The sequence below is a fragment of the Mycolicibacterium baixiangningiae genome, from assembly GCF_016313185.1.
In the GTDB taxonomy this organism is placed as follows: Bacteria; Actinomycetota; Actinomycetes; order Mycobacteriales; family Mycobacteriaceae; genus Mycobacterium; species Mycobacterium baixiangningiae.
Genome location: NZ_CP066218.1, coordinates 3,154,236 through 3,177,683 on the forward strand (window position 1 = coordinate 3,154,236; position 23,448 = coordinate 3,177,683).

Genomic DNA, 23,448 nt, shown 5'->3' on the forward strand with positions numbered 1-23,448 from the left:
CCTAGACGTCGTATGAGTCGCGCAGTGCGCTGTCGACCTCGGCAGTGGAGGTGAAGTTGTCGATCACCTTGACGGGCACCCCGACATCACCAAGGGTCCGGGCGATCTCACCGGAGGTCAGGATCAGGTCGGCACTCTTGGCTTTGCCCTTCGCCGAGATGGTGTCGGTGGCTTCGACGTTGATGAATCTTTCCCAGCCCCAGGTTTGCAACACCTGCTCGAGGGTGTTTTTCAGAAACAGGCTGGTACCCAATCCGTTTCCGCACACCGTGAGGATGAGGTTGTTGGTGTTGGTGGTCGGCTGGGCAGCCGACGTCTGAGCAGCGGATGTTTGGGAAGGGGACGTTTGGGAAGGGGACTTCTTGCCGCCGAGCGCATCCAACACCTCGGCGGGGGTGGCTGCGTTGTCCAGCGCCGTGCGTCGGACCGGATCGCCGAGCACCTTGGCCAGTTGCGCCATCGCGGCCGTGTGGGCCTTGGCATCGGTTGCGGCCAATGCCACCACCAGTGTCACCGGGTCATTTGTCTTGTGGCCGAAATCAACTGGATGAGCGAGGCGCACCCACGACATCCCGGTGCGGTGCACCGCCGACGAGGACCGGGCGTGTGCGAATGCGAATCCCGGAGCTACGACGATGTAGGGCCCGTTGGCCTCGACGTTCGCGATCATCGAGTCGGTGTAGGCGGCATCGGCGATGCCCGCCCGTTCCAGCAGTAGACCAGCGGCCTTGATCGCCGCCGGCCAGCTGTCGGCGGCGACGTCCAGGGCAATCCGTTCTTCGGATAGCAGATCGACCAACTCCGCCATGAACCCACCCTAGACCGCCAGATCCAAGTGAGACAGGACACTGACGCGACTTATCCCAGGATCGCCCGCGCTGCGCGCTCTGCGATCAGCATGACGGCGCGTTCGTGTCGGTCGACTTGGCACACAAACACCGACATACCGTTGTCGCCGCAGTGTCTGATGCTGGTGTCATGAACAAAGACGCGAACATGGTGGATACAAACTCGGCTGCTGCGGATGCGGCGCTCGCGGTGTGGCTGGAGATGTGGAACACGGACGGTGAGATCGCGGGTCGGATCTGCACCGACGACTTCCGGATTCATTTCCTGAACTCCGATACGGATGGGTCGAACCCGGGCGACGACGTGCTGGGCGCGGAGAGTTTCGCTCGGTTCCTGGATTTGTATCGCGAGCTGCATCCGGGAACGGTGTTCACCGAAGTCGCGCGGGCCGTGGACGGCGCGCACGGGCGGATGCTATGGAACGTCCGGGCTGGAGAGGTTGCTGCGGGCGGGGTCGATGTCTTCGACTTCACCGAGGATGGGCTGGTCCGCGAGGTGTGGTCGGTGGGCGGGACGCGCACGCACCTCACCTGAGACCGGGGGAGACTCACGTTCATGAGGAGAGCCGAGCGGTTGTACGCGCTGGTCGATCTGCTGCGAGGATCAGCGCCCGACAGTCGATGAGGCGCTGGCGTCGATGTTCGTCATCGACTCCCAGTTGCCGTCCGAGGCGGCGATCTCGCTGATTCCCGAGGCGATCGCCGCACGCCGGGTCGTGCGGGTGGACTACGCCTCCGAGGACGGCGAGACCCACACCGTCCGTGACGTGGAGGCGATGGGTCTGCTGCGCGGAGGTGATGCGTGGCTGTTCGTGGGATGGTGTCGGCTGCGCGAAGGCATCCGCGGATTTCACCTCGACCGCATCCGGCACCTGGAGATCACCGAAGAGGTCTTTCCCGAACGGGATCCTGCGGTGGTCGACGCGGATCTGTCGCGGTGGCGCACGCGGCGGCTCGGGTGATGCCCGGAGCTGGCAACCGCATGCCAGGTGTGGGGTCACTCGGAACTGCCGTGATTCCTCTGATGAAACGGCATACTCTACTGGTAACTCTGCATATCGTTTCCTGCATATTCCAACTGTGAAAAGCTGGCTAAACGATCGCCGATTCACTCGCGGTGACCTCACCCGGATCCTGCATGCGCAGGAAGCGATTGGGCGGACAAGTGCGCTCGTTTGCACGAGTTTGGCTCGGATCGCAGTGTCCATGTTGATGTCGTCACGCGCCATAGCCCGCAGATCGTCGCCACCCGTGAGGATGAGGTTGAGTCGCTTACCTGCGATGAGGCGTGGATGACGTCGGGAGAGGCGACCAGTCCGGCCAGGCCCGCCCCGACAACGATGACGTCAGCGTCCATGGCGCTAGCGCTATCGACTGGCACCTCGGGCTCAGACGTTCACTTCAATGGCTCGGGCGTGAAGGTGACGTCGACACCGCCCACGGTCATCGTCACCTGACCTTCCATCACCATCACCTGCGCCGCGACCCGTCGATCGACAGTCTGAGCCAGCTGCTGCACCGGCTCATGCGGTATCTGCACCACAGACAGGTTCGGCAGCCCCGCCACTTTGGGTCCCACGGTGCGCCACCAGGTGGCTACGCCGGCGGCGAACGGGAACAGCACCACCTGGTCGGCCTGGCTGGCCGCCTTGCCCAAGGCGCGTTCGTCGGGCTGGCCAACGTTGACCCACTCCAGGATCCGGCCCGTGTAGTCCGCGAGCCGCAAGTCCGGTACGCCAGGGGTGGACAGGCCCGCCCCGAACGCCAACTCACCGTCGACGTCGCTGAGCCGGTGTGCGCGCAGCCCAAACGCCAACAACCGCACCACCATCCGCTCATCGGTCTCACTAGGATGACGGGCCACGGTCAGCGCGTGATCGGCGTAGTAACCGTGATCGACATCGGAGACGCCAAGTTCGACTTTGAACACTGTTGCAGAAAGGGCCACGTCATATTGTCCACCCAGGTGGTGTTCCCCGAGCAGTCAGGCCGCTTCGAGTGGTCAGGCCGCCGCGCTGGCCGTTGGATCGAGTCGCCACCGACAGACCCCCGGCACGCAACCATGTCGCAACGCCAGGTCAACCGCGGCGAGGATGGCCCGCCGCGGCCCCGGCTTGGGGCGGTGGCTTACGTGCCGAAGCGCCAAGGCGGCAGCGTGTCCCGTCGAACGGTACCTGCTGGTGCTCCAACACGATTCATGTCACGGCAATGCGCGAGGCTGCCGAACTGAGACGGTCCACTAGGAACTCGTGTCGACGTTCCTGCGCGGGCCGGTGCGTATCCAGACCACCGCGAAGAACACCAACGTCAGCCCCAGCGGGAGGAGCCCGACGAGCCAGCTCAGCGCCAGCGGGGGTCCTGGCTGTCCGAGCACGTCGACGGCCAGGTCGCCGGTGCCTTCGCCCTGCGGACCGTCGATCGTGAACTGCAGCGTCCACGTCCCCGAGGAGTCGAGAGACTCCACGTCAAGGCCCCACACATCGCGGTTGCGGGGATGCCGGGACAGTCGATCCCCGTCCTCCCGGCCATCGGGAGCGATAGCCGCGATGGTGCCGGACTTGCCTGCGATTCCGCCGTCCGGTTCGAACGTGAAATCCAACGACTGCATGGCGCGCAGCGGCCACACGGTGAACCCGACCGTCACCGGGTAGGGGCCCACCTGGACGTGCTCGGTGTGCACGACGTAGTCCAGCGGATCGGCGGCCGCGGCCGGTGCCACCCCGATCGACAGCGCGGCGACGGCGCACAGCATCGCGACCCTCGCCCGCAACCCCTTGTGGATGGTCATGCCGTGCCACCGACGGTCGCACTGACGGCAGGTGTCGCGTTCGCTGCACGCAGTGCCCGGCCGAGTCGCCACGTCGCGCCGCCGAGCACCCCCGCGAGCAGGCCCCCGGCGACGCACGTCAGCAGGATGCTGCCCGCGTGTCCGCCGCCGTCCTCACCACCCAGGTCGACGCCCCCAGATCCCATTGAGCTGAGCAGCCACGTGATCGCGATCACACCTGCCGCGCCGGAACCGGCTAGCAGCCAGGCGCTCGCGCCTCTCCACCGCAGCAGGAGCTCGACGACGACGCCGAACACGAAAACGATTGCGGGGATCAGCACCATGTCGAAGGGAAAGCCCAACTCGACGAAGTCGCGAAGCGCCAAGTGCTGCAGGTCGGCATACCAGCCGACCGCCCAGCTGGCGAACGACCAGGTCGCCAGGTTCAGCACCAGTGTGAGAAGGCCGGTGCCGATGGCTCCGCCGCGCGGCACGACTTGAGATCCGACCAGCACGCAGACGAGCGGAATGGCCAGCCAGGTCAGGGTGGGCCAGTCGATGGTCGCGCCCAGGTTGAGGTCTGCCAGCGCGCCGCTTTGGATCGAGGCGTACTGCCCGAACGCCGCAATCGAGACCATGAATCCCCAACGGCCCCAGCGATGTTCGCGGGCCGCTGCGAAGACGATCGCGGTGCCGATCATGGTGACACAGATCGACGTCAGCCAACCTTGGTGTGGCGGCGACGCGACGGTCACGTCGAATCCGTACAGGCCGTGCCACCACTCGTCGTATAACCCGTACAGCAGGAAGGAGGCCGCGGCGATGCCGGCGATCAGATAGCCGATCGGCGCGGCGAATACGCCGAGCACCTTGAACGCGCGACCGCCGACGGTCGGATCGAGATCCTGGCCATTGCGCTGTGCGGCGGTGGCCCGCAACACCATCACCAAGCTGGTCAAGCCGGCGATCGCGCCGCCTGAGTAGATAAACAAGTGCGGCAGCGTGAAGAAGCTGTCCGGCCCGACGTCAAGGTGCCAGTCGACGTCCCAGGTCAACCCCGACAGCGAGATCAGGGTGCCGGCGAGCATGACAAACGCCGGTAACTTGCCGCGCGAATCCGCACTCGTCATGGCGGTGTGCCTTTCTAGCCGTTGGTGGTGACGCTCAGAACTGCTTCTTGTACTTGGCCGCTCGCGGCAATGCGGACCGTGATGTCCCATTGCCCGGCCATGGACAGATCGACGTCGGCACGGTACCGACCGTCGCCTTGGGCCACGGCAGCCACAGGTGTTGTGGCATGGCCCATTTGGGGCATCACGGGTTCGAAGGTGACTGAGTCCGGTGTGGGTGGCTGGCCCCCGTTGCCGGTTATCTCGACGGTGGCAGGGCTGATTCCGACCTTCGGCGGCTCGCCGATCAGCTGCACACGGTACGGTCCTGCCGTCACGGTGGCCGCGCTATCCTCCATCGATTTCGGCCACAGAAACCAGATTCCGGCGCCGACGACGGCGGCGGCGATCGCGGCGATGACAAGAAAGCGCTGGCGACTCACGGTTGGCGGACCTCGACTTCGGTTGGCGCGGTGAGGATGGCGTAGTCGCGTTCGGTCTGCACCCATACCTTGTAGCGGCCAGGCAGTGCGAACGAGTAGGTGAAATCGATCTCGGGCCCGTACCGGGCAACTGATTCGTCGGGCTGCCCGCCTGCGGCGCCGGGTGCGGGCGGCACCATGGCATGCGCATGCGACCAGACCGGTGCTGTCAGTGCGTGTTTGCCGATGTCGGGGCCGTCGGGTAGTGGTCCGACGACCATCATGTGTCCGACCATCCCGAGCCACGGCTGCAGGTCGGGGGTGTCCCCGAACCTGGCCCGGATGGTGCTCGGGCTGCCCGCCGGCGCGACCGTCGCGGTGATTTCGCCCTGCGAGGGTGGCGCTGCGGTGGGTGGTGCGGCAGCGGATCGCCCGTCGACCGAGCCACGGAGCAGTTGCACCCCGCCGCCGCGCCTGGCGATCTCGGCCGTCATCGCGTATGTCCCGCGTTCGGTGGTGGCGAACTTCGCCTCGTACCGTCCCGGCGCGACACGGACAGGATGCACGTGTGACATGGTGCCCGCAGGCGAGACGACGATGAGATGGATCAGCGCGCCGTGGTGGATCAGCAGGTCGTCGGCGGGTCGGCCGGTGGAGGAGTCGGTGAGGTTCAATCGCAGCGTGGACTGGCCAGCGGACACCGCCATGTTCACCGGCGGCCGCGAATAATCCACCGGATTAAGCGAATTGGCCCCAATGCGTGCGTAGGGATCACGGATGTTCTCGAGGGTGGGGTCAAGGTCCTGGCCGGGCTGCGGGGGTGGCGGGGAGTACGCCGACAGCATCGCGCCGGTGACAGCCACCGTCAGCGCGACGATCATGCCGGTCGCCGGGACTAGGGCCATCCAGCTGCGGCGCGCGCGCAACGCGGCTGCCAGTGAGACAATCAGCAGCGCGCCCGCGGAGAAGAAGCCGTAGTCACTGGCTTTCTTCCACGGCGGAATCACCTGCGCGGGAACCAGAAACGGGATCCGTGCCGCGGTGTGGCCGTCGTCGACGATCAGTTCCCACGGTCCGGCCCTGTCGACGTTCAGTGTCGCCGAATAGATGCCGGGCGGGCCGAGCTTCACCTGCTCGCTGCTGGTAGTGGCTCCCGGTGCCGACGCGGTGAGTTGCAGTGCGCCTGGAGCGTCGCCGTGATGTGTGGCGACGTCGACGTGCAGAGGCCCGAGGACCGGCCCGACTCGCCGGATCGTGACCGTCAATTCCCGACCGCCGAGCGACTGGGCGACGTGCACGTCTGCATCCGATCCGATCCCATCGGCCCGCGCCGCAGGTACGCCAACCAAGGTCATGACCATCAGCATGCCGCTCAAGAATGCCAGCGTCTTGGGGGATAACTTCCCACTATGTCGCGCAGGGGTTGCGCAGCTCATCACGCCGGCCAAGGTCACGACCACCAGCATCCCGCTCAAAAATGTGAGTGTCGCCGGGGTTATCCCACCGCTTTGGCGGGGGATAACCCCCACTTTGGTCGCGCATCGCCGGTCCACCAACGGCCGCCCAGCGGACGACCAATCTTACAGCGACACAACGTCATCTGCTCCCCGATCGACCGGCTCGATACTGCCTCGCGTTCCAGCTGGGCCACCCGCATGAATGAAGACCGACCCGGGCGCGGTCCGCGGCGTCACGGGGAGAAGGCGGACCTGTTCGATACCCCTTCCGTTGCCACCCATAGACCCATCAATCTCAGTCCATTGCGGCCGCTAAGTCCCATATCTGAAGAAGCGAGTCAGCTCCCAAGACCGCTTCAACGAAGAGGTGACCGACCACCTCGGCGAGAAGCACGACCTGCCACAAGCAGGGACGGCCAACCAATTCATGGTTAACGAAGAATATGCACGAAACTGCAGATGCTGGGGGACAGCATGATTGAGTTCCAATGCCCTCCTCGAGGGCATCTCCAGACAAGAGGCCCGCTGTCCGAAACGCGCCCACGCGATTCACGCCCATGCGTGGTGGGGAGCTACGCCTCAGCGCAGAATCATCAACTGTCGGTCCCTGTCGGTCCGGAGTTGCCACAGCTGTTCGGCAACCACCGCGGGATGGTGACGTTGATCGGGGCCGATGCCGCCCACGATGGTCAGCTGCGCTGCCAGAACGCCTTTCGGTGCGAGCGCATCGTGCAACATGCGCACCCACACTGACTCTGCGGCGTAGGCGATACCCGATACGGCACGGTCACGGTGCGGCTCGAGCACCGCTCCTCCGGTGGTGAACAGCAAGGTGCCGGTGCCGCGTGCAATCATCGGGCCCACCACGGCACGAACGGCATTGGCGGCTGCGACGACGTTCAGTGCGAGTGCGGCCGCAACGTCCTCGCCCGTGGTCTCGAGCACGGGCTTGATCCACTCCAAGCTCGGGCGTGGACTGAAGAGCATGGTGTCCACGTCACCGAGTTGATCGGCGATTTCGACGAGCGCACCTTCGAGTGCAGATGTGTCGGTCACGTCGGCTGCCGCCGTCGCAACGGTCACCCTGTCGGCTGAAAGGCTGTGCCCGAGGTCTGACAGACGATCCGGATCACGCGCGATGAGACCGACCGGATATCCCTCTGCGGCAAACCGCCGAGCGGTAGCCGCCCCGACGCTCGGCCCCGCGCCGACAACAATCAGTGCGCCGGCGCTCGTCATGCGGATTGTCTGTCGGTGCTGATGGTGAGTGCTTCGTTGGTGTCGATTTCTGCGCGGAGGCGGTCGAGGCGGGCGCGGATGCCGCCGAGTGCATCGGAGCCCAGTAACAGGCGTAGTGGCGGGTTGGGGGAGTCGACGATGGCGGCGATGGCTGCTGCGGCTCGTGCGGGGTCGCCGGGTTGATTGCCGGAGACTGCCAGCGTGCTGTGTCGACGTTTGCCGGCCGTGTCGTCGTAGTCAGGGATGCGTATTGGTGATTGCTGCATGGATGCGCCGGCCCACTGGGTGCGCATCCCGCCTGGTTCGATGATGGTGACATGTATGCCGAGGGGGGAGAGCTCGGCGGCGAGGGATTCCGAGAGACCTTCGAGAGCGAACTTGGTGGCGTGGTAGTAGCCGGTGGCCGGAAAGGCGGCGAGGCCGCCGAACGAGGACACGTTGAGGATGCGGCCGCTGCGGCGTGCCCGCATGCCGGGCAGCACTGCTTTCATCATGGTGGTGACTCCGTGCACGTTGGTGTCGAAGAGTTGGCGCACGGCGGCGTCCTCGCCCTCTTCGATGGCTGACAGGTATCCGTAGCCGGCGTTGTTCACCAGGAAATCGATGTGCCCGAACACGTTTCGGGTCTCGGTCACTGCGGCGGCAACCGACTCTGGATCGGTGACGTCGAGCGCCAGGGGTAGTGCGCGGTCGCCGTGGGCGTGGGCCAGTGCGGTGACGGTGTCGCGGTCTCGGGCGGTCACCGCCACGCGGTCGCCGCGTTGGAGGGCGTGCGTGGCTAGGGCATGGCCCAGGCCGCTGGAACAGCCGGTGATGAGCCAGACGGGTGTAGATGAATCATTCGGTGATGTCACGCCTTTCATGGTGGCGAGGACCGTTTGTCGGTGCCACGCCTTGTCAGGGGTGGCACTGACAGGGCCAGCTAGGGGCGAGGCACCACTACGGTGGGAAAGATGGAAACAGAGGTGCATTCTCTGGGCGCATTCCTGCGCAGTCGCCGTGAGCGGGCCGATCCACGGGCGGCGGGGGTTGTTCTTGTCGGTCGTCGTCGTGTGCCCGGACTGCGTCGCGAGGAGTTGGCGACGTTGGCGGGTGTCAGCGCCACCTACTATGCCCGCCTTGAGCAGGGTCGTGACCGCAATCCCTCACCTGAGGTGCTCGACGCCATCGCCGACGCACTGCGACTCGACACCGCTGAGCGCGACCACCTGCACCGGCTGGGGTCTCCCACGTCGCGGCGCACCACCGCGGACCGCTCGGTGACCGAAACCGTTCGCCCCGGCGTGAACGAACTGCTTGCACTTTGGTCGAACCTCCCCGCCTTCGTCGTCAACGCCCGCCGAGACGTCCTCGCCTCGACTGACCTTGCGGAGCGTGTCAACCCGGGCTGGCGCCAGGGTGGCAATCTCGCCGTTTTCACCTTCCTCGACCCTCGCGCCAAGGAGACCTACCCGGACTGGGACGTGATCGCCGGTCAGGTCGTCGCCGGGCTGCGCAGCGCGTCCGCGACCTACCCCGGTGGTGACGTCGGCCGGCTCATCGAGTACCTCGCCGGCGAAGACGCCACTTTCGCCGAGCTGTGGTCCACCCATGATGTGTACGCCCGCACGATCGGTCAGAAGCGGTTCGCAGTCAAGGGATTTGGTGTTATCACGCTCCAATTCGAGGCCTTCAGCGTCGACGGGGCGCCCGGCCAGACGCTGTTCGTCTACTTCCCGTCACGGGGCAGTTCTGACGAGATCGCGTTCGCACGCCTGCAGGCGCGACCAGCTATGTGACCGCCGGTGCAGATGCACCTGCATGCTGAAGCTGAGGAATACGGGCAGATGTCGCTACGCGGACAACAGTCCCGCTCGTGCGGCGGTGAGGGCGATGCGTACTGCTTGGGTGAGCAGCCCGCCGTCGATGGGGTCACCCGTGGTGACCATGGGATAGAAGAGCTGCGCGCGGATCGTGGCGAACAAGGCATTGGCGTCGGTGCCGGCTGGAAGTTCGCCGCGATCGATCGCTCGGTCGACCACGGGTGCCGCGCGCGTCGCCTGATGGTCGAAGTAATGCCGAGCCGCCTCACCTAGCTGCGCCGACCGCAGCCCGGCGGTGAGGACGATCGCTGCCAGCTCGCGTCCGACACCTCCGTTGAGTTGACCCGCTAATTCCTTACCCACCGCCAGCAGATCGGTCTCGATGCTGCCGGTGTCGGGGAGGGGGAAAGCGTCACTTCCCCAAGCCATTAGCGCATCGAGCAGAAGTTCGTCGAGTGTGGGCCACCTTCGGTACACGGTCGTCTTGTTGACACCGGCGCGGACGGCCACCGCCTCCACGCTCAACGCTGCGTACCCGCGCTCGATCAGCTCGTCTAGGACGGCGGCAAGTATCGCCTCACGAATCCGCGCGCTGCGGCCGCCTGTCCGTACGCCGTGAACAACCTGTCGGTTCGCCACTAATCGCCCCTAACTGTTGCGTTAAAGCGCCGGTAGTGCCACTGTCACAATATCGCAACGTGAAGTTGCTTTTGCAGAGGGGAGTGGCCATGCATTTCATCTTCGACACCGACGAATCATTCTCGTTCGAGACGTTACGCGCCGTCGGTTTCACGGCCTACGGAGGAGCCGACATCGGTGAGGTCATCACCACCGCGGAACGGATCACGCCTGGCGACTGGGAGTCCTGGCACCGTGAATGGCTGGCGCTCGCCGACCGAGTCGCCGGCATCGCCGATCGATGCGCAGCGGCCGGGCATGCGGTGAGTGCCGCCGATGCCTACCTACGCGCCTCCAACTACTACCGGACCGCCGAGTTCTTCCTTCGCGATGATCCGCGCAACGATCCGCGCGTCGCCGACACCTCTGCCCGCGCCATTGAGACTTTCCGAAGCGCGGCTCGGATCCAAGGGCGGTGGGAACGGGTGCGCATCCCCTATGAGAGGGTCTTGCTGGAGGGTTACTACCTCAACGTCAGCGGCCACAATCCCGGACCAACTCTGTTGGCGCACGGCGGTTTTGACTCCACGGTCGAGGAGTTGTTCTACGTTCTCGGTGAGGCCGCGGGCCGGTACGGGTGGAACTGCCTGATCTTCGAGGGTCCGGGACAGGGATCAGCCCTGCGCGTGGAGCACTTGCCCTTCCGGCACGACTGGGAGGCCGTCGTGAGCCCGGTGGTGGATTTCGCCCTCACTCTGCGCGGGGTGGATGCCGATCGGCTCGCACTGGTCGGGATGAGCATGGGGGGTTACCTGGCTCCGCGCGCCGCCGCGTTCGAGCACCGGCTCGCCGCCTGCATTGCCTACGACGGCCTACTCAACTTCAACTTCGCAGCGTTGATAGAACGGCAGCAGGGCCACCATGATTCGACGCAACCGATCGCAGCGATAGACCAAATCATGGACAATCTCGCAGCAGCGCCAAGCGAGCTGCGATGGATTCTGTCGAACGCCCGGTGGGCGTTCGACGTAGCCACCGCCCAGGAACTGCTTGCCGAGGTGGCCAAGTACGACCTCACCGACGTCGCGGCGCAGATCACCTGCCCAACCCTGGTGTGCGAGGCTGAAAACGACCAGTTCTCATCGGACGGGCCGGCCAAACTCTACGAGGCGCTGCACTGCCCGAAGACATACTTGAAGTTCGCCGCCGCCGAGGGAGCCGGCGAGCACTGCTCCGAGGGCGCGCTGACGTTGGTCCATCAACGAATGTTCGACTGGCTCGACGACACCGTCCGGATTTGAACAACCGCCTTTGTCACTCAGGAACTCGACGCTGCAAAAGAGCCCGAGTACCGCCACATTCCTTGCGGCCGATTGCCCTGCGCCACCGCCTACAGATGGAAAACGTCATGAAAATAGGCTTCAAAGACGACTCGTTCGCGTTCGAGTTGGTACGGAATTTAGGTTTCATCTACTACGGGGGCGCCGACCTCGGTGACATGATGGCCACCGCCGAGCAGATCACCGAAGGTGACTTCGAAAGCTGGTACGTCAACTGGCATGCCCGCGGAGAACGGGTCGCCACCCGTGCCGGCGACTACCTGGCCGCTGGGCACGAGAACAGCGCCCGAGAGAGCTTTCTGCGGGCGTCGACCTACTTTCGAATGGCGGAGTTCTACCTTCACGGAAACCCCAGCGACCCGCGGATCCTGCAGGAGTCACGGGCGTCACGGGAGGCATACGCCAAAGCCGCAGAACTGACCGGACCAACGTGGGAACCCATCGAAATCCCCTACGAGGGTACGACCTTGCCTGGCTACTTCTACAAGGTCGACGACTCCGACCAACCCCGACCCACCCTCATCTTTCATGGCGGTTACGACTCCAGCATCGAGGAGCTCTTCTATTACGGTGGCGCAGCGGCCATAAGGCGGGGTTACAACTGCCTGACCTTCGATGGCCCGGGTCAAGGTAGGCCCCTTCGTGAGCAGCAGCTGGTCTTTCGCCATGACTGGGAGAATGTCGTCAGCCCGGCCGTGGACTATGCCCTTTCCCGCAGGGATGTCGACGGTGATCGTCTGGCGCTCAAGGGCTTGAGTCTGGGTGGGTACCTCGCGGCACGCGCGGCGGCCTTCGAACCGAGGTTCAAGGCGGCGATCTTCTTCGACGGGGTCTACAGCCTCTACGACAGCTTGCGCGGTGTCCTGTCGTCGCATGTCCTGGATGCCTTCGATGCCGAAGATGCGTCGCGCTTCAACGAACTCGTCGGCAAGGAGATGCAAACCAACACCCAGCTGCGGTGGACGTTCGACCAGGGGGTGTTCAGCTTCGGCTCGAACTCCTTCTACGACTTCGTCGTGTCCACACAGAAGATGATGTTGGACGGCGGTGTGGCAGAACGCATCACGTGTCCGACTCTGGTGATGGAGGCCGACGGGGACCAGTTCTTCCGCGGGCAGCCACAACATGTCTTCTCTGCCCTGCGATCGCCCAAAGCGTTCGCTCGATTCACCGACGAGGACGGTGCTGAGAATCATTGCCAGTCTGGTGCATTGGCCTACAAGGACGAAGTGGCGTTCAACTGGCTCGACGACACCTTGCGGGGAAATCAGTAGAGCCGCTTCCGCATCACCCCGATGTCAAATTCCCTGAACCCCAGCCCGTTTGCGAGGAAACACATGACCGAATCAGTATCGACACTCGGCGGACGCCTGCCGTTGATCGATCCCCAGACATTGGCCGGCGATCAACGACGCCTCTATGAGACGATGCGAACGACCCTGATTCCGTGGGCTGAATCGAACGGCTTCCGAGGAATGACCGACGACGGGCAGCTCATCGGCCCGTTCAATCCTTACCTGTACAGCACGGGCATCACCCCCGGCTTCCTGGCCTGGATGCAGGCCGACTCGGCCCACACCACGCTGGACAAGCAGACCCATGAAGTGGTCATCCTCACCGTCGGAGCGGTGTGGCAATCGCCCTACGAGATGTACGCCCATTCCGCCGTCGGGCGACACGTCGGACTTCCCGAAGCCGCCATCGAGGGACTATGCCGCGGTGAGGCACCCGACGAACTGACCCCAGGGCAACTACTGGCGCACAAAGTCGCTCGACAACTCGTCCGCGAATACAAGGTCGACGAACAGCTCTACCGCGAAGCCGAAGGCCATTTCGGCTCCGCCACCCTGGTCGATCTGGTCTACCTCGTCGGTTTGTATCTCCTCACCTGTGCGCTACTCAACGCCTTCGAAATTCCGAAACCTGAATCGGCGTCGTCACATCCGCGCGAAGGAGAGTTACATGGCACCGAAGATCGTCATTGAGCACACCACCTTTGGGATGATGGGACCCCTGGTGCACACCTCGACGACGTCAATGTCCATCCACTGCGTCATCTTCCACATCGGTGACCGCGTGATCCTGCTCGACACGGGGTTCGGCACCCAAGAGATGCAGGACCCGCAACACCTCCTCGGCCAGGATGCGCTATTCAGGCTGGGGATTCTCATAGACCCACGACTGACTGCCTTGCACCGTCTGCGGGTTCGCGGCATCGAAGTTGATCAGGTCACCGATATCGTGCTCACCCACCTCGACAACGATCACGTAGGGGGACTGCACGACTTTCCCAACGCGGTCGTGCACATCGCCGCTGAAGAGCTGCAGGCCTACGACGGCACTCAGCAGCGCGGGCCGTACCAGCCATACCAGGTGTCGCATCAAACGCGTTTCAAGACCTACGGGCCGACCGAGGAACGTTGGTTCGGATTGCCTGCGCGCGGCATCGACCTGCCCGACGTCCTCGACGCGAAGCTCATTCCTCTACCGGGTCACACCGTGGGGCATTGCGGTGTTGCGTACCGGGAGAACGGCACATGGTCCTTGCACTGCGGCGACGCCTACTTCGACCACAGCATGAATTTCCTCGCCCACCCGCCGGGACTTCCGCTGGAAATCGCCTTTCAGACCGACTTCGACAGCCGGGTGGCGACCCTGGCCAAGCTGCGCGAGCTACGCCTTACCCACTCTGCGGACATCCAGATGTTCTGCACGCACGACCAGAGCGAGTTCCTCAGCTGGACCAGAGATCGCGGTCAGCCCGACCTGCTGACTCGATATCAGCATTGACGGTCAGCATGTCCCGGCTCTGGCCGTGATCCGCACCACCGTGTCGACCAACGAAAGGTAACGATAGCGATGTCTGACCAAAGGATTGGGTGGCTGGGTACCGGTCGCCTGGGCACCGCAATGGCGACCAGGCTGCTGGAAGGCGGCACCACGAACCTCACCGTGTGGAACCGCACCGCGTCGAAGGCCGCGGCACTGGTGTCGACCGGCGCCCAACAGGTCGACACCATCGACGACCTGACTGGCTGTGACATCGTCTTCACCACGGTGATGTCATCCCCGGACCTGCTCGCCGTCACTCTGGGTCCCGGCGGGTTGTTGACCGGCAAGACGGCACCAAAGGTGATCGTGGACTGTTCCACCGTGTCAGAGGACGCGGCCAAGGAGGTGCGCAACGCTGCCGCCGAACGTGGCACTGCAATGCTTTCGGCACCGGTGAGTGGCAATGCAAGCATGGTCGCGGCGGGTCGAGCAGCCATCGTCGCGTCCGGTCCGGATGAAGCCTTCGAGGCGGCTCGCGGCTATCTGGAGTCAATGGCGGTCAGCGTGGTGCACTGCGGGCCGAACGAAGAGGCCCCCCTGGTGAAGTTGTGCCACAACTTGCTGCTCGGCATGATCACCGAAGCGCTGGCTGAAGTCGTCACCCTATCCGAGAAGGGTGGCGTCGCCCCGGCGGTGTTCCTGGACTTCATCAACGGATCGGTCTTGGCGTCGACGTTCATCGGAAACAAGGGCGAAGCCATCCGGTCCCGTGACTATGCACCCACGTTCACCTCCAAGAGCCTTCGCAAGGACTTCGACCTCGGGTTGGCCGCGGCTCGCGCCCTGGAGGTCCCGCTGCCGCTGGCGGCAGCCACCCACCATCTCATTCAGACCGCGATCGGCTACGGGTACGGGGATGACGACTACGTGACGCTGTACGAACTCGCAGCGCGGGCAGCCGGAATCGAACGAGGGGAGCAGGGCGCATGACCGTCGAGGAAGAATCGCGTGCACCGCAGGGTGGCACGGGTACCGACCATGGCGGCACTGTCGGAATCGACGACGCAGCGCGCTGCTCGGCGCCGTTGCAGCCGTCGGCGCCGTGGGCGATCAACCACGTGGGCGTGACGGTGCCCGATCTGTTCGCCGCAATCGATTGGTATGGAAAGGTATTCGGGTTCCGCTGCATCACGGGGCCGAGGCTGCTGGAGTCCGCCGGTCACCGCGAAGCGGGTTCCTCGCTGGGCTCGAGCTTTCGACGCGCGTGGCAGGCGCATCTATTGAGCGGCAACAGTGTTGGCATCGAACGGTTTCAATTCATCGACCCGCCGGTACGGGACCGAGACTGTGAAACGCCGATCGACTATTCCCGCCGGGGCCCATGGCACGTGTGCATGACCTACCCGGACGTGTCGGAAGCAATCCGTGTCATCGTGGCCAATGGCGGCGAGATGCTGTCGGAGCCGACAGCCTTCGTACCGGGACGTCCCTGGACCCTGGCCTACGCAGCAGATCCGTGGGGGACCGTGCTGGAGGTCATGAGCCACAGCTACGCCGAGGCCTTCTCCAACTGGCCGCAGCCCGGGCACCTAGACCCACCCACGTTCATAGAACGTTCGCAAAGCCTTTTCGACTAGGGGTTCGGGGTCGGCTGATATGCCAACAATCGCGACTTGTCGCCCTCGAGTACGTCTCTGGGCCCCGTTCCATGGGTTTGCCGCTGTCCCCGTATCCGCGGAGGTCGGCTGCGATGACGGTGTGTCGAGCAGCGAGTTCCCGCGCGACGTCCCGCCACATGTAGTGGGTCTGGGGGAATCCGTGCAGCAGAATCACGGCTGGCCCGCTGCCGGCGACTGCGACGTTCAAGTCGACGACCTGGGGAAGCTCGCCGCGGCGGACGGCGGCCCCAATGACGGCCCTGGGGAGCCGAGCGCCGGTCGGGCCGACGGTTCGTTCGATCTCCTCGCACAACTCCGGGTCTTCGAGACCTGCTTGGAGAAGGACCAACGCCGCCTGGCTGTCCGAAGAGCGCAACGACTGCACCAGCCGTTGACAGAGCGCAAGGAGATTGCCCCGCAGATTGCCGGTATCGATCTCTTCCTGCCCGTCCCGACGCGCGGGGATAATGGAACCATAGGCGCGCGCCGCGCAAGGCTAGCCCTGCGAGTGCCACCCTTGGCAGGGCGTGGCGCCACCGTCCATGCGGTGGCCACCATAAACACATGACGTCACCAGCCGATGTGCGACCGTCCCTGATCTTCGAGGGCCCCAGACCGGATGGCATTGGGTCCGGACATCTTCCCTTCCGGCACGACTGGGAGGCGGTATGAGTCGGCAGCCCGTGGCGGGGATCTCGGCCGTCGGTTTCGTCGCTCAACCCGACTGACCGGTGGACCCGCCATCGCCGCTTCATGCCCAGTACATCGCCTCCGCCCGCGGGATACGGACCGCCGATGCCACCCACAACCAGAGGAGATCGATCCGCATGACCCTCGACTCGCAGATCAAGGTATTGCTCAACCGAGTGGCCGAAGGCGGGGGACAAAGTCCGGAAAGCCTTACAGTGGCGGAAAACCGCGCCGTCGTAGGTGCGCTTGCCCCGCTGGGCGGGGAACCCGAACCCATGGCGGCGGTACTGGATTGCGCCGCCGATCTCGACGGCCGCACAGTGACGGTGCGCATCTACACGCCGACAGGTACAAGTGCTGGAACCCTGCCCATCACAGTGTTCTTCCACGGCGGCGGCTGGGTGACGGGCGACTTGGACAGCCAGGACCCAATGGCACGTAGCCTGGCCAAGCAGTCGCGCTCCATTGTCGTGTCGGTCGACTACCGTCTCGCACCGGAGCACCGCTTCCCGGCCGCTGTCGATGATGCGTATGACGTTCTGACTTGGGTTCACACCAACGCAAGCATCTTCCACGGGGACAGAGATCGCCTGGTGGTGTTCGGTGAAAGCGCCGGAGCGAATCTCGCGGCAGTGACAGCTCAGCTAGCGCACCGCCGCGGCGGGCCGAAGATCCTCCTGCAGGTGCTGGCGTACCCGGCTGTCGACCGGTTCGATGACAGCCCGTCGATGATCCAGAATGCGGCGGGACCACTTCTCACACGGTCCTGGCTCGAGTGGTTTTGGGGTTGCTACCTCAACTCCCCGGACGAGGGCGCAGATCCGCGGGTGTCCCCCGCGAGAGCCGGGGATCTCACCGGCCTGCCCCCGGCGATTGTAGTGACCGCTCAGCACGATCCTCTGCGCGACCAGGGCGACAAGTACGCCGCACTCCTTCGCGATGCCGGTGTCGAGGTCAAACATTCGCCGGTGAAGGGAGCGACCCACGGATTCCTCGCCTTTGCGGGTTCGGTGGATCTGTCGCGAAATGTCCTCAGCCAGCTCGGCGAAGCAATCGCGACGGCGGTGGGCTCATCCACGACCGGAAGCGGAGAGATGTCCGAACCCGGAGTGCACCAGTAGGCATCACTCTAATCGTGCCCCGACGCCCGACTGCATACTCGACCAGCAAGCTCATCGGAGAACAATGAAGATCACCGACGTCATCGGACTTGACGAATCAATGCGGAATAGTTGCGTGTCCGGTCTCAAAATGGTTAGCGGTCAAATCCTCGTAAGCGCCAGCTAGATTGAGCCGCTCCTGGGATTGTTGGACCAGATCTTGCTCCAGATCTGTTTGGGGAACGCGGTAAACGCCAGCAGATCCGGGCGGGCGTCTTCGAGCTGTTCAGCGACCTTGGGCAGATTGTCGGCGACCGCGTCGATTATTCGATCATATTGCGCGGCAATCGATTCAGCGTCAGGCTGGTCGAGCAGCGACCGCCGACTCCGCGCTGCTGCGCAGTTCCGCAAATCAACTTGCTGTATTGGCAAAGTAGGCGGTGGACGCGGACCTTGGGGGATGTGACGGGGATCGGCGCGTCGTGGGGGAAGGTATTCGAGGATTACGTCCGAGAGTTGCCGAACCCCGCCAACCACCCGGTGTTCACCCGGCCGCGTTGTGACGGTTCACGCGACACTGCTGACGATCGCCACAACCAGCCCGCCCAGGGTCAGCACGCCGACCATTACCGCGGCGGCGGTCGCCCGGCCTCGTCGGTGCCGGCGTGCGTCGAAGATGGCCACAGCGATGCCGGCGAAGATCAACGCTGCATAGGCCGCCAGCCCCACGGTCAGCGCCGCCGTTGACGCGGCGTTGGCCAGGGTCACGTAGTGCACGCCGTGAGCCTACGGCGAGAACGGAAGCGTCGCTCCAGGCAATGATGGCATTCCTCGGCCTTGTTCGATGAATGAATGTGAGGGGCCTTCCAAGGCCTACGCGCAACCCGCTAGGGCACGGTCGCGTAGATTCTTCGGGAACACTCCGAGCATTCAACGAAGGCCATCATGTCCGAGGATCAGTACACAGACGTTCCACCGAATCACCTCTCCATCGATCCACGCAGCGCGTTCTATAGCGAAGAGGTGCTTCGCCGTGATGTGGGTATTCGCTTTAATGGCGCCGAGAAAACCAATGTTCACGAATACAACGTGGCCGAGGGTTGGGTGCGTGTTGAAGTCCCCACCGCGAAGGATCGCCACGGAAATCCGATGGTCGTCAAGCTCAGTGGCACGGTTGAACCTTATTTCCGCTGAGCGAGATGGCTGACGCCCAGCAGCTACGACGAGTACTGGTTCGCGAAGGCCCAGAGACGCTCGGCGCATCCGCGCGAGCCAAGTGAGAATTGAACCAGCCGAATCTCCTGGTAGCCCGCCATATTCGATCCCGCGACGAGCCCACTCACCCCGGTCGGGGAGTTCGCGTTGGGGGTGTTCACGTCTGCTCCTGTCGAAATTTCGCTGGCACGGTGGCGTCTACGATCCGCCGTCGTCGACATCGGCGACTCGCTGCGCTCCGCTGACGCGATATGGCGCCAGAAAGTCCTCGAGTGCGGCGAGCACCTCGGTGGGCGCTTCCTCGGCGGGGAAGTGTCCGCACCCGGCGATGACGACGTGCGCGTGCACGTTGTCCGCAACCGGGTCCATGGTCGCGGCCACCACATCCCCGGTGGACCGCTCTCCGGCGATCGTCAACACCGGCAAGGACAACCGCTGCTGTTTGCGCCGCGCGTTCTGCTCAATGGTGGTGCCGATCTCCTGGTAGGGAGCAAACCCCCCGTGCAGAGCGTCGCGCCCCGTGGTGAGCGCGGCCAAGTAGACCTCGATCACCTCTGGCGGCAGCGGGGTGGCCGCCTTGTGGGCGAACTGCCAGCCGAAGAACAAGCGTTCGCGGCCCTCGACGAGCTCCTCGCTCAAATCGGCCACCCGATTGAACCCCCAATGCCACAGTGCATTCGACCTGTCCTGAACTTCAGCGATTTCCGGGGCGGGGGTAAGGCCGGGAACTGCGGCTTCGACGACGGTGAGGCACTCTATTCTGCCGGGGTGATCTGCGGCCAGCGCGTAGGCGATCCACATGCCCACGTCGTGTCCAACCACGGCGAACCGTTCGTAGTGAAGCGCAGCCATGAGCTCGACCATGTCGTTGGCCAGGGTGGCGCTGTCATATCCGTCGAATGGCTTGTCGGACAGACCGCTACCTCGTCGATCGACGGCGACCACCGTGAAGTGTCGCGCCAAGGCGGGCATGACCAGGCGCCACGCATACCAGGTTTCGGGCCAGCCGTGCACTAGCAGCAGCGGCGGGCCGTTGCCACCCACGACGGCGTGTAGACGTAGCTCGCCGAGGTCGACCCAGCGGCTGGCGAAGACACTGTCGAAGCCGTCGGGGAGGCAGGGGGACCCGGAGGCGGTCCCGGCTCCGCTAGGTGCCGCATCGGACATGCGCGTGCTCCCTACCTATCCTCATCGGCCGACCGACCCGTCCCGCGGGCCGACGCGCCCACCTCACCCAAGTTGCCGCGGGCACACCTACTGCGAGAACGTCGCAATGCGGTCGGGCCATGCCCCGAGCCCCGCGGCTTAAAGCCGTTGGCGTCAATTGGTTTCATCGAGCCCCCGAGGAATCCTTCGGACTCTACTTGCAACCGTTCGATATACATTTCTTGTACTTCCGGTCTCTCGACGAATCGTCGACGTACGCGGCGCCGTTGGTAAGCGTCGTGCTCATCGCCCCACCATCGCGTCTGTCAGGCCGGCGGCCCCGCTGCCCGACCCCGCCGGATCCCGGCGCAGTACCAGGGCGACGATGCCCAGCACGATCAGTGTGAGCACCAGCATCAACGTGGACATCGCTGCGATCTCCGGCCGCAGCGATGCCTTGAGCGACGCGAAAATGTACACCGGCCAGGGCGTCGACCCCGCGACGGAGACGAACGACGAGACAACCGTGTTGTCGAGACTGAGGGTGAAGGAAAGTAGCGCACCCGAGATGACCGCGGGTCGGATGAGGGGCAGCGTGATGTCGGTGAACCGACGGAAGGGCGGAGCGTACAGGTCGGCGGCGGCCTCTTCGAGGGTCTCGTTCATCCCGGACATCCGGGCCCGCACGATGAAAGTGACTACCGCGCTTGCGAAGAGGGAGTTGGCGATGATGAGGCGCACCTGACCGATGTTGAAGCCGGTGAAACCCCAGTCGACTCCCAGGGTGACAAACCAGGGGAGCAGCGAGATTGCACTGACGATCTCCGGAGTCACCATCACCAGCCCCAGCAACACAAGCAGGCCGGGTGCCCACCGGCCGGGTCGCCGGGTCAGCGCGATTCCGGCGAAGGTGCCGAGCAGGGTGGCTACCACCGCGGTGCCGGCGGCGGTGACCAACGAGACGACGATCGAGTTGGTGATCGCCGGATTGGTCAGGGCCGCGACGTAGGGCTGGATGCTGAATCCCTCGAACGTCTGCAGGGACCGGCCGGAGTTGAACGAGAAGACGACGATGACGGCGATCGGGAAGAAGAGGAACAGCAGGCCAAGCATTCCCCAGACATTCAGGAAGGCGTCGGCGGGACGGATCTTGCGGCGACTGCGCCGCCGGGGGGAACCTGCGACCTGCGCCGTAACCGTCATGAGAGTTCCTTCACCGAGAGTTTCAGGGATGTCATCGCGGTGGCGATACGACCGATCACTTTGAGGAGCACGCCGACCACGGCACTCGTTCCGAAGATGGCCAGCATGAGCAACACTGCCATCGCCGCCCCAAGCGCCCAGTTTTGTGCGCTCTGGAACTGGGCGGCCACCATCTGACCGACCATGCTGCCGCTGGCCCCACCGAGAACGGTTGGGGTGATGTAGTCACCCATCAGCGGGACGAACACCAGCAGCAACCCGGCGGCCACCCCAGGTGCGGCCAACGGAACGGTGATGCGCCAGAGCGTGTCCCACGCCGTGGCACCGAGGTCGCGGCTGGCTTCGAGCAGCTTGGGGTCAAGACGCTCCAGCGCCACGTACAAGGGCAGGATCATCAACGGCAGATAGTTGTAGACCACGCCGAGCTGAACGGCGGCCGAGGTGTACAGCACGTGTAGCGGCCCCTCGGTCAGGTTGGCCCATTGCAGCGTCTTCGATGCAAAACCCTCGGGACTCAGCGAGATTTGCCAACCGATGGTGCGGACGAGGAAGTTGGTCCAGTACGGGATGAGGACCAATGCCAACACGATACCGCGCCATCTCGGCGCCAGCTTGACGGCCATCCAGTAGGCCATCGGAAACGAAATCAGCAGGCAGAGCACAGTTCCGGTCATCGCGATCTTCAGCGTGCGAACGAAGATCGCAAAGAATGCGGGAGAGGCCGCCTCGCTGTATCGATCCAACGACAGGATGTCGTTGGCGTGGGTCACGTAGAGACCGGGTTTGTAGCCGAAGCTGTACCAGACCACGAGACCAAAAGGCATGATGAAGAACAGCAGTATCCACACGCTGATCGGCAGGGCCCCGAGTCCTCCTGGCAGCCTTCTCAAGGCCAGAAGCCGTCGCCGCGAGGCGGTCACTGGCCCGCCGCCGCCTTGAGCTCGTCGTAAATGGCGATGATCGTGCCGTCTGCCGATGTCATCTCGCTGTAGACCAACTTTTGCATGATGTCATCGCTGATGAACACCATGTCGGGTCGCTCGATGTCGGCTTCTTTGGCTGCTTCCTCGATTCCTTCGATCCCGGTGTTGTAGCCGATGTAGCTGAGTTCCTTGAGCGAGACGGCTGGGTCGAGCACGTAGTTGATGAACTCGTATGCCGCGTCTTCGTGTGGTGCACCGTTGACAATGGCCCAGTTGTCCTGCCAGAGGTTGGCACCCTCCGAGGGCCACACCCACTTGTACCTGTCGGGCTCAGCGTTGCCGAGGATGCCGAGGCGGGCATCGCCGTTCCAGCAGTGAATCAGGGCGCGTGCCGAAGACGAGATGGAGGCGTTGGTCGACGACTCGAACGCCTGCACGTGCGGAGCGATCTTCTCGAGGATGAAGGTACGGTAGGCCGCGATGTCGCCGGGGTCCGTGGTGTTGGGGGTGATCCCGTTGGCGTAGAAGTAGGTGAACGCGACCTCGGCCTGATCTTCCAGGAGCGACAGGCTTCCGGATGCCTCCTTCTGTGCGGCGTCGAAAAAGTCGACCCACGAGGTCAGGTCGCGCTTGATGACAGTGGTGTCGTAGACGTAGCCGGTCGAGCCCCAGTCCTTACAGACGCTGTACTTGTTGCCGGGGTCGAACGGGGTGTCGACGACTTTTGCGTTGAGGTTCTTCATGTTTGGCAGCCTGGCGAGATCGAGCTCGGTCAGCAGACCGCCGGTCGCCATCTGCTGGACGGACGAGTGGGTGGGCACACAGATGTCGTAACCTGTAGTGCCCTTCGCCGCACTGAGTTTGGCGATCATTTCGGGATTCGAACCGTAGGAGTCGAGGGTGATCTTGGGGCCTTTGGCGGAGGTGAACTCCGCCAGCACGTCGGGGTCGTCGTACTCACCCCAGGTGTAGATGTTCAGGCTGTCGGATGACGACCCGCCACCGCCCGACGAACTGGAGCAGGCGGCGAGAAAGGCGCCCACCCCGAGCGCAGCGGTCCCGCCCAGGAAGGTCCGGCGGTTGAGCGACTTCTTCATCGCTTCGGGAACGAGAATGCGAACGGGCTTTTGCTGATTCAT

At 64.2% G+C, this 23,448-nt stretch carries 26 protein-coding genes and 1 pseudogene; 11 read left to right on the top strand and 16 right to left on the bottom strand.

Annotated features, from left to right (window positions below):
• Position 1 precedes the first annotated feature (1 nt).
• A complete protein-coding gene (locus I7X18_RS14730) occupies positions 2-808 on the bottom strand; it encodes a PTS sugar transporter subunit IIAB (RefSeq protein WP_193047960.1) in 807 nt (268 codons plus the stop codon).
• A gap of 170 nt (positions 809-978) precedes the next feature.
• On the opposite strand from I7X18_RS14730, the gene I7X18_RS29615 reads away from it, so the two are divergent.
• Together I7X18_RS29615 and I7X18_RS29620 are read left to right on the top strand one after the other, a co-directional pair.
• Positions 979-1,383: a nuclear transport factor 2 family protein gene (locus I7X18_RS29615; RefSeq protein WP_226864308.1), complete on the top strand. Its 405-nt coding sequence runs from the start codon at positions 979-981 to the stop codon at positions 1,381-1,383.
• 103 nt (positions 1,384-1,486) lie between these two features.
• Positions 1,487-1,810: a helix-turn-helix transcriptional regulator gene (locus I7X18_RS29620; protein WP_226864307.1), complete on the top strand. Its 324-nt coding sequence runs from the start codon at positions 1,487-1,489 to the stop codon at positions 1,808-1,810.
• Positions 1,811-2,244: 434 nt separating this feature from the next.
• On the opposite strand, the gene I7X18_RS14740 is transcribed toward I7X18_RS29620, so the two are convergent.
• From I7X18_RS14740 to I7X18_RS14770, 7 genes are all read right to left on the bottom strand, one after another.
• Positions 2,245-2,796, bottom strand: coding sequence for a YaeQ family protein (locus I7X18_RS14740; protein ID WP_193047959.1), 552 nt, complete (start codon positions 2,794-2,796; stop codon positions 2,245-2,247).
• Positions 2,797-3,087: 291 nt separating this feature from the next.
• On the bottom strand, positions 3,088-3,636 hold the full coding sequence (locus I7X18_RS14745; RefSeq protein WP_193047958.1) for a hypothetical protein: 549 nt from the start codon (positions 3,634-3,636) through the stop codon (positions 3,088-3,090).
• The gene (locus I7X18_RS14750; protein ID WP_193047957.1) at positions 3,633-4,745 is read right to left on the bottom strand and encodes a hypothetical protein; all 1,113 of its coding nucleotides are present in this window, start codon (positions 4,743-4,745) and stop codon (positions 3,633-3,635) included. Before I7X18_RS14750 ends, I7X18_RS14745 begins: the two co-directional genes overlap by 4 nt.
• A gap of 14 nt (positions 4,746-4,759) precedes the next feature.
• Positions 4,760-5,167: a FixH family protein gene (locus I7X18_RS14755; protein WP_198730451.1), complete on the bottom strand. Its 408-nt coding sequence runs from the start codon at positions 5,165-5,167 to the stop codon at positions 4,760-4,762.
• A complete protein-coding gene (locus I7X18_RS14760; protein ID WP_226864306.1) occupies positions 5,164-6,501 on the bottom strand; it encodes a DUF8832 domain-containing protein in 1,338 nt (445 codons plus the stop codon). The genes I7X18_RS14755 and I7X18_RS14760 overlap by 4 nt, the downstream gene beginning before the upstream one ends.
• A 681-nt stretch (positions 6,502-7,182) precedes the next feature.
• Positions 7,183-7,842: an SDR family NAD(P)-dependent oxidoreductase gene (locus I7X18_RS14765; protein WP_193047956.1), complete on the bottom strand. Its 660-nt coding sequence runs from the start codon at positions 7,840-7,842 to the stop codon at positions 7,183-7,185.
• On the bottom strand, positions 7,839-8,705 hold the full coding sequence (locus I7X18_RS14770) for an oxidoreductase (RefSeq protein WP_193047955.1): 867 nt from the start codon (positions 8,703-8,705) through the stop codon (positions 7,839-7,841). Before I7X18_RS14770 ends, I7X18_RS14765 begins: the two co-directional genes overlap by 4 nt.
• A 90-nt stretch (positions 8,706-8,795) precedes the next feature.
• On the opposite strand from I7X18_RS14770, the gene I7X18_RS14775 reads away from it, so the two are divergent.
• Positions 8,796-9,620: a helix-turn-helix transcriptional regulator gene (locus I7X18_RS14775; protein ID WP_193047954.1), complete on the top strand. Its 825-nt coding sequence runs from the start codon at positions 8,796-8,798 to the stop codon at positions 9,618-9,620.
• 54 nt (positions 9,621-9,674) lie between these two features.
• On the opposite strand, the gene I7X18_RS14780 is transcribed toward I7X18_RS14775, so the two are convergent.
• Positions 9,675-10,283: a TetR/AcrR family transcriptional regulator gene (locus tag I7X18_RS14780; RefSeq protein ID WP_193047953.1), complete on the bottom strand. Its 609-nt coding sequence runs from the start codon at positions 10,281-10,283 to the stop codon at positions 9,675-9,677.
• Positions 10,284-10,372: 89 nt separating this feature from the next.
• Here I7X18_RS14780 and I7X18_RS14785 point away from each other — a divergent pair, with 89 nt between their 5' ends.
• From I7X18_RS14785 to I7X18_RS14810, 6 genes are all read left to right on the top strand, one after another.
• Complete coding sequence (locus I7X18_RS14785; protein ID WP_193048152.1) at positions 10,373-11,563, top strand: alpha/beta hydrolase family protein; 1,191 nt, start codon at positions 10,373-10,375, stop codon at positions 11,561-11,563.
• A 95-nt stretch (positions 11,564-11,658) separates the two neighbouring features.
• Positions 11,659-12,876 (top strand): alpha/beta hydrolase family protein, encoded by a 1,218-nt coding sequence (locus tag I7X18_RS14790; RefSeq protein ID WP_198730452.1) that lies wholly within the window; start codon positions 11,659-11,661, stop codon positions 12,874-12,876.
• Between the two features lie 21 nt (positions 12,877-12,897).
• Positions 12,898-13,587, top strand: coding sequence for a carboxymuconolactone decarboxylase family protein (locus I7X18_RS14795; protein WP_193047952.1), 690 nt, complete (start codon positions 12,898-12,900; stop codon positions 13,585-13,587).
• Positions 13,565-14,392, top strand: coding sequence for an MBL fold metallo-hydrolase (locus I7X18_RS14800; protein WP_193047951.1), 828 nt, complete (start codon positions 13,565-13,567; stop codon positions 14,390-14,392). Before I7X18_RS14795 ends, I7X18_RS14800 begins: the two co-directional genes overlap by 23 nt.
• Before the next feature lie 69 nt (positions 14,393-14,461).
• The gene (locus I7X18_RS14805) at positions 14,462-15,364 is read left to right on the top strand and encodes an NAD(P)-dependent oxidoreductase (protein ID WP_193047950.1); all 903 of its coding nucleotides are present in this window, start codon (positions 14,462-14,464) and stop codon (positions 15,362-15,364) included.
• A complete protein-coding gene (locus I7X18_RS14810; RefSeq protein WP_193047949.1) occupies positions 15,361-16,011 on the top strand; it encodes a VOC family protein in 651 nt (216 codons plus the stop codon). Before I7X18_RS14805 ends, I7X18_RS14810 begins: the two co-directional genes overlap by 4 nt.
• Here the strand turns inward: I7X18_RS14810 and I7X18_RS29970 are convergent.
• Positions 15,980-16,417 carry an alpha/beta fold hydrolase gene (locus I7X18_RS29970; protein WP_332522604.1) on the bottom strand — a complete coding sequence of 146 codons (438 nt, stop codon included), beginning with the start codon at positions 16,415-16,417 and terminating at the stop codon, positions 15,980-15,982. The genes I7X18_RS14810 and I7X18_RS29970 overlap by 32 nt on opposite strands.
• Before the next feature lie 442 nt (positions 16,418-16,859).
• On the opposite strand from I7X18_RS29970, the gene I7X18_RS14820 reads away from it, so the two are divergent.
• Positions 16,860-17,843: an alpha/beta hydrolase gene (locus I7X18_RS14820; protein ID WP_193047948.1), complete on the top strand. Its 984-nt coding sequence runs from the start codon at positions 16,860-16,862 to the stop codon at positions 17,841-17,843.
• A 177-nt stretch (positions 17,844-18,020) separates the two neighbouring features.
• Here the strand turns inward: I7X18_RS14820 and I7X18_RS14825 are convergent.
• Together I7X18_RS14825 and I7X18_RS14830 are read right to left on the bottom strand one after the other, a co-directional pair.
• Positions 18,021-18,200 (bottom strand): annotated as a pseudogene (locus tag I7X18_RS14825) (transposase); the annotation flags it as partial.
• Positions 18,201-18,389: 189 nt separating this feature from the next.
• Entirely contained in the window at positions 18,390-18,599 is a 210-nt protein-coding gene (locus tag I7X18_RS14830) for a hypothetical protein (protein ID WP_193047947.1), read from the bottom strand.
• Between the two features lie 168 nt (positions 18,600-18,767).
• Between I7X18_RS14830 and I7X18_RS14835 the strand changes: the two genes are divergently transcribed.
• Positions 18,768-19,016, top strand: coding sequence for a DUF3297 family protein (locus I7X18_RS14835; protein ID WP_193047946.1), 249 nt, complete (start codon positions 18,768-18,770; stop codon positions 19,014-19,016).
• A 219-nt stretch (positions 19,017-19,235) separates the two neighbouring features.
• Here I7X18_RS14835 and I7X18_RS14840 read toward each other — a convergent pair whose 3' ends face one another.
• From I7X18_RS14840 to I7X18_RS14855, 4 genes are all read right to left on the bottom strand, one after another.
• Positions 19,236-20,204, bottom strand: coding sequence for an alpha/beta fold hydrolase (locus I7X18_RS14840; RefSeq protein WP_193047945.1), 969 nt, complete (start codon positions 20,202-20,204; stop codon positions 19,236-19,238).
• Positions 20,205-20,486: 282 nt separating this feature from the next.
• Positions 20,487-21,386, bottom strand: coding sequence for an ABC transporter permease (locus I7X18_RS14845; protein WP_193047944.1), 900 nt, complete (start codon positions 21,384-21,386; stop codon positions 20,487-20,489).
• Positions 21,383-22,306 (bottom strand): ABC transporter permease, encoded by a 924-nt coding sequence (locus tag I7X18_RS14850; RefSeq protein WP_232375245.1) that lies wholly within the window; start codon positions 22,304-22,306, stop codon positions 21,383-21,385. The genes I7X18_RS14845 and I7X18_RS14850 overlap by 4 nt, the downstream gene beginning before the upstream one ends.
• Positions 22,303-23,448 carry an ABC transporter substrate-binding protein gene (locus I7X18_RS14855; protein WP_193047943.1) on the bottom strand — a complete coding sequence of 382 codons (1,146 nt, stop codon included), beginning with the start codon at positions 23,446-23,448 and terminating at the stop codon, positions 22,303-22,305. Before I7X18_RS14855 ends, I7X18_RS14850 begins: the two co-directional genes overlap by 4 nt.

Excerpts from the sequence above, each read along its gene's own strand:
- I7X18_RS14845 (WP_193047944.1), bottom strand. The coding sequence starts at position 21,386 with ATGACGGTTACGGCGCAGGTCGCAGGTTCCCCCCGGCGGCGCAGTCGC.
- I7X18_RS14750 (WP_193047957.1), bottom strand. The coding sequence starts at position 4,745 with ATGACGAGTGCGGATTCGCGCGGCAAGTTACCGGCGTTTGTCATGCTC.
- I7X18_RS14785 (WP_193048152.1), top strand. The coding sequence starts at position 10,373 with ATGCATTTCATCTTCGACACCGACGAATCATTCTCGTTCGAGACGTTA.
- I7X18_RS29615 (WP_226864308.1), top strand. The coding sequence starts at position 979 with ATGAACAAAGACGCGAACATGGTGGATACAAACTCGGCTGCTGCGGAT.
- I7X18_RS29620 (WP_226864307.1), top strand. The coding sequence starts at position 1,487 with ATGTTCGTCATCGACTCCCAGTTGCCGTCCGAGGCGGCGATCTCGCTG.
- I7X18_RS14770 (WP_193047955.1), bottom strand. The coding sequence starts at position 8,705 with ATGAAAGGCGTGACATCACCGAATGATTCATCTACACCCGTCTGGCTC.
- I7X18_RS14800 (WP_193047951.1), top strand. The coding sequence starts at position 13,565 with ATGGCACCGAAGATCGTCATTGAGCACACCACCTTTGGGATGATGGGA.
- I7X18_RS14775 (WP_193047954.1), top strand. The coding sequence starts at position 8,796 with ATGGAAACAGAGGTGCATTCTCTGGGCGCATTCCTGCGCAGTCGCCGT.
- I7X18_RS14760 (WP_226864306.1), bottom strand. The coding sequence starts at position 6,501 with ATGACCTTGGTTGGCGTACCTGCGGCGCGGGCCGATGGGATCGGATCG.
- I7X18_RS14745 (WP_193047958.1), bottom strand. The coding sequence starts at position 3,636 with ATGACCATCCACAAGGGGTTGCGGGCGAGGGTCGCGATGCTGTGCGCC.
- I7X18_RS14790 (WP_198730452.1), top strand. The coding sequence starts at position 11,659 with ATGGAAAACGTCATGAAAATAGGCTTCAAAGACGACTCGTTCGCGTTC.
- I7X18_RS14835 (WP_193047946.1), top strand. The coding sequence starts at position 18,768 with ATGTCCGAGGATCAGTACACAGACGTTCCACCGAATCACCTCTCCATC.
- I7X18_RS14765 (WP_193047956.1), bottom strand. The coding sequence starts at position 7,842 with ATGACGAGCGCCGGCGCACTGATTGTTGTCGGCGCGGGGCCGAGCGTC.
- I7X18_RS14795 (WP_193047952.1), top strand. The coding sequence starts at position 12,898 with ATGTCAAATTCCCTGAACCCCAGCCCGTTTGCGAGGAAACACATGACC.
- I7X18_RS14805 (WP_193047950.1), top strand. The coding sequence starts at position 14,462 with ATGTCTGACCAAAGGATTGGGTGGCTGGGTACCGGTCGCCTGGGCACC.
- I7X18_RS14855 (WP_193047943.1), bottom strand. The coding sequence starts at position 23,448 with ATGAATCAGCAAAAGCCCGTTCGCATTCTCGTTCCCGAAGCGATGAAG.
- I7X18_RS14810 (WP_193047949.1), top strand. The coding sequence starts at position 15,361 with ATGACCGTCGAGGAAGAATCGCGTGCACCGCAGGGTGGCACGGGTACC.
- I7X18_RS14730 (WP_193047960.1), bottom strand. The coding sequence starts at position 808 with ATGGCGGAGTTGGTCGATCTGCTATCCGAAGAACGGATTGCCCTGGAC.
- I7X18_RS14820 (WP_193047948.1), top strand. The coding sequence starts at position 16,860 with ATGACCCTCGACTCGCAGATCAAGGTATTGCTCAACCGAGTGGCCGAA.
- I7X18_RS14840 (WP_193047945.1), bottom strand. The coding sequence starts at position 20,204 with ATGTCCGATGCGGCACCTAGCGGAGCCGGGACCGCCTCCGGGTCCCCC.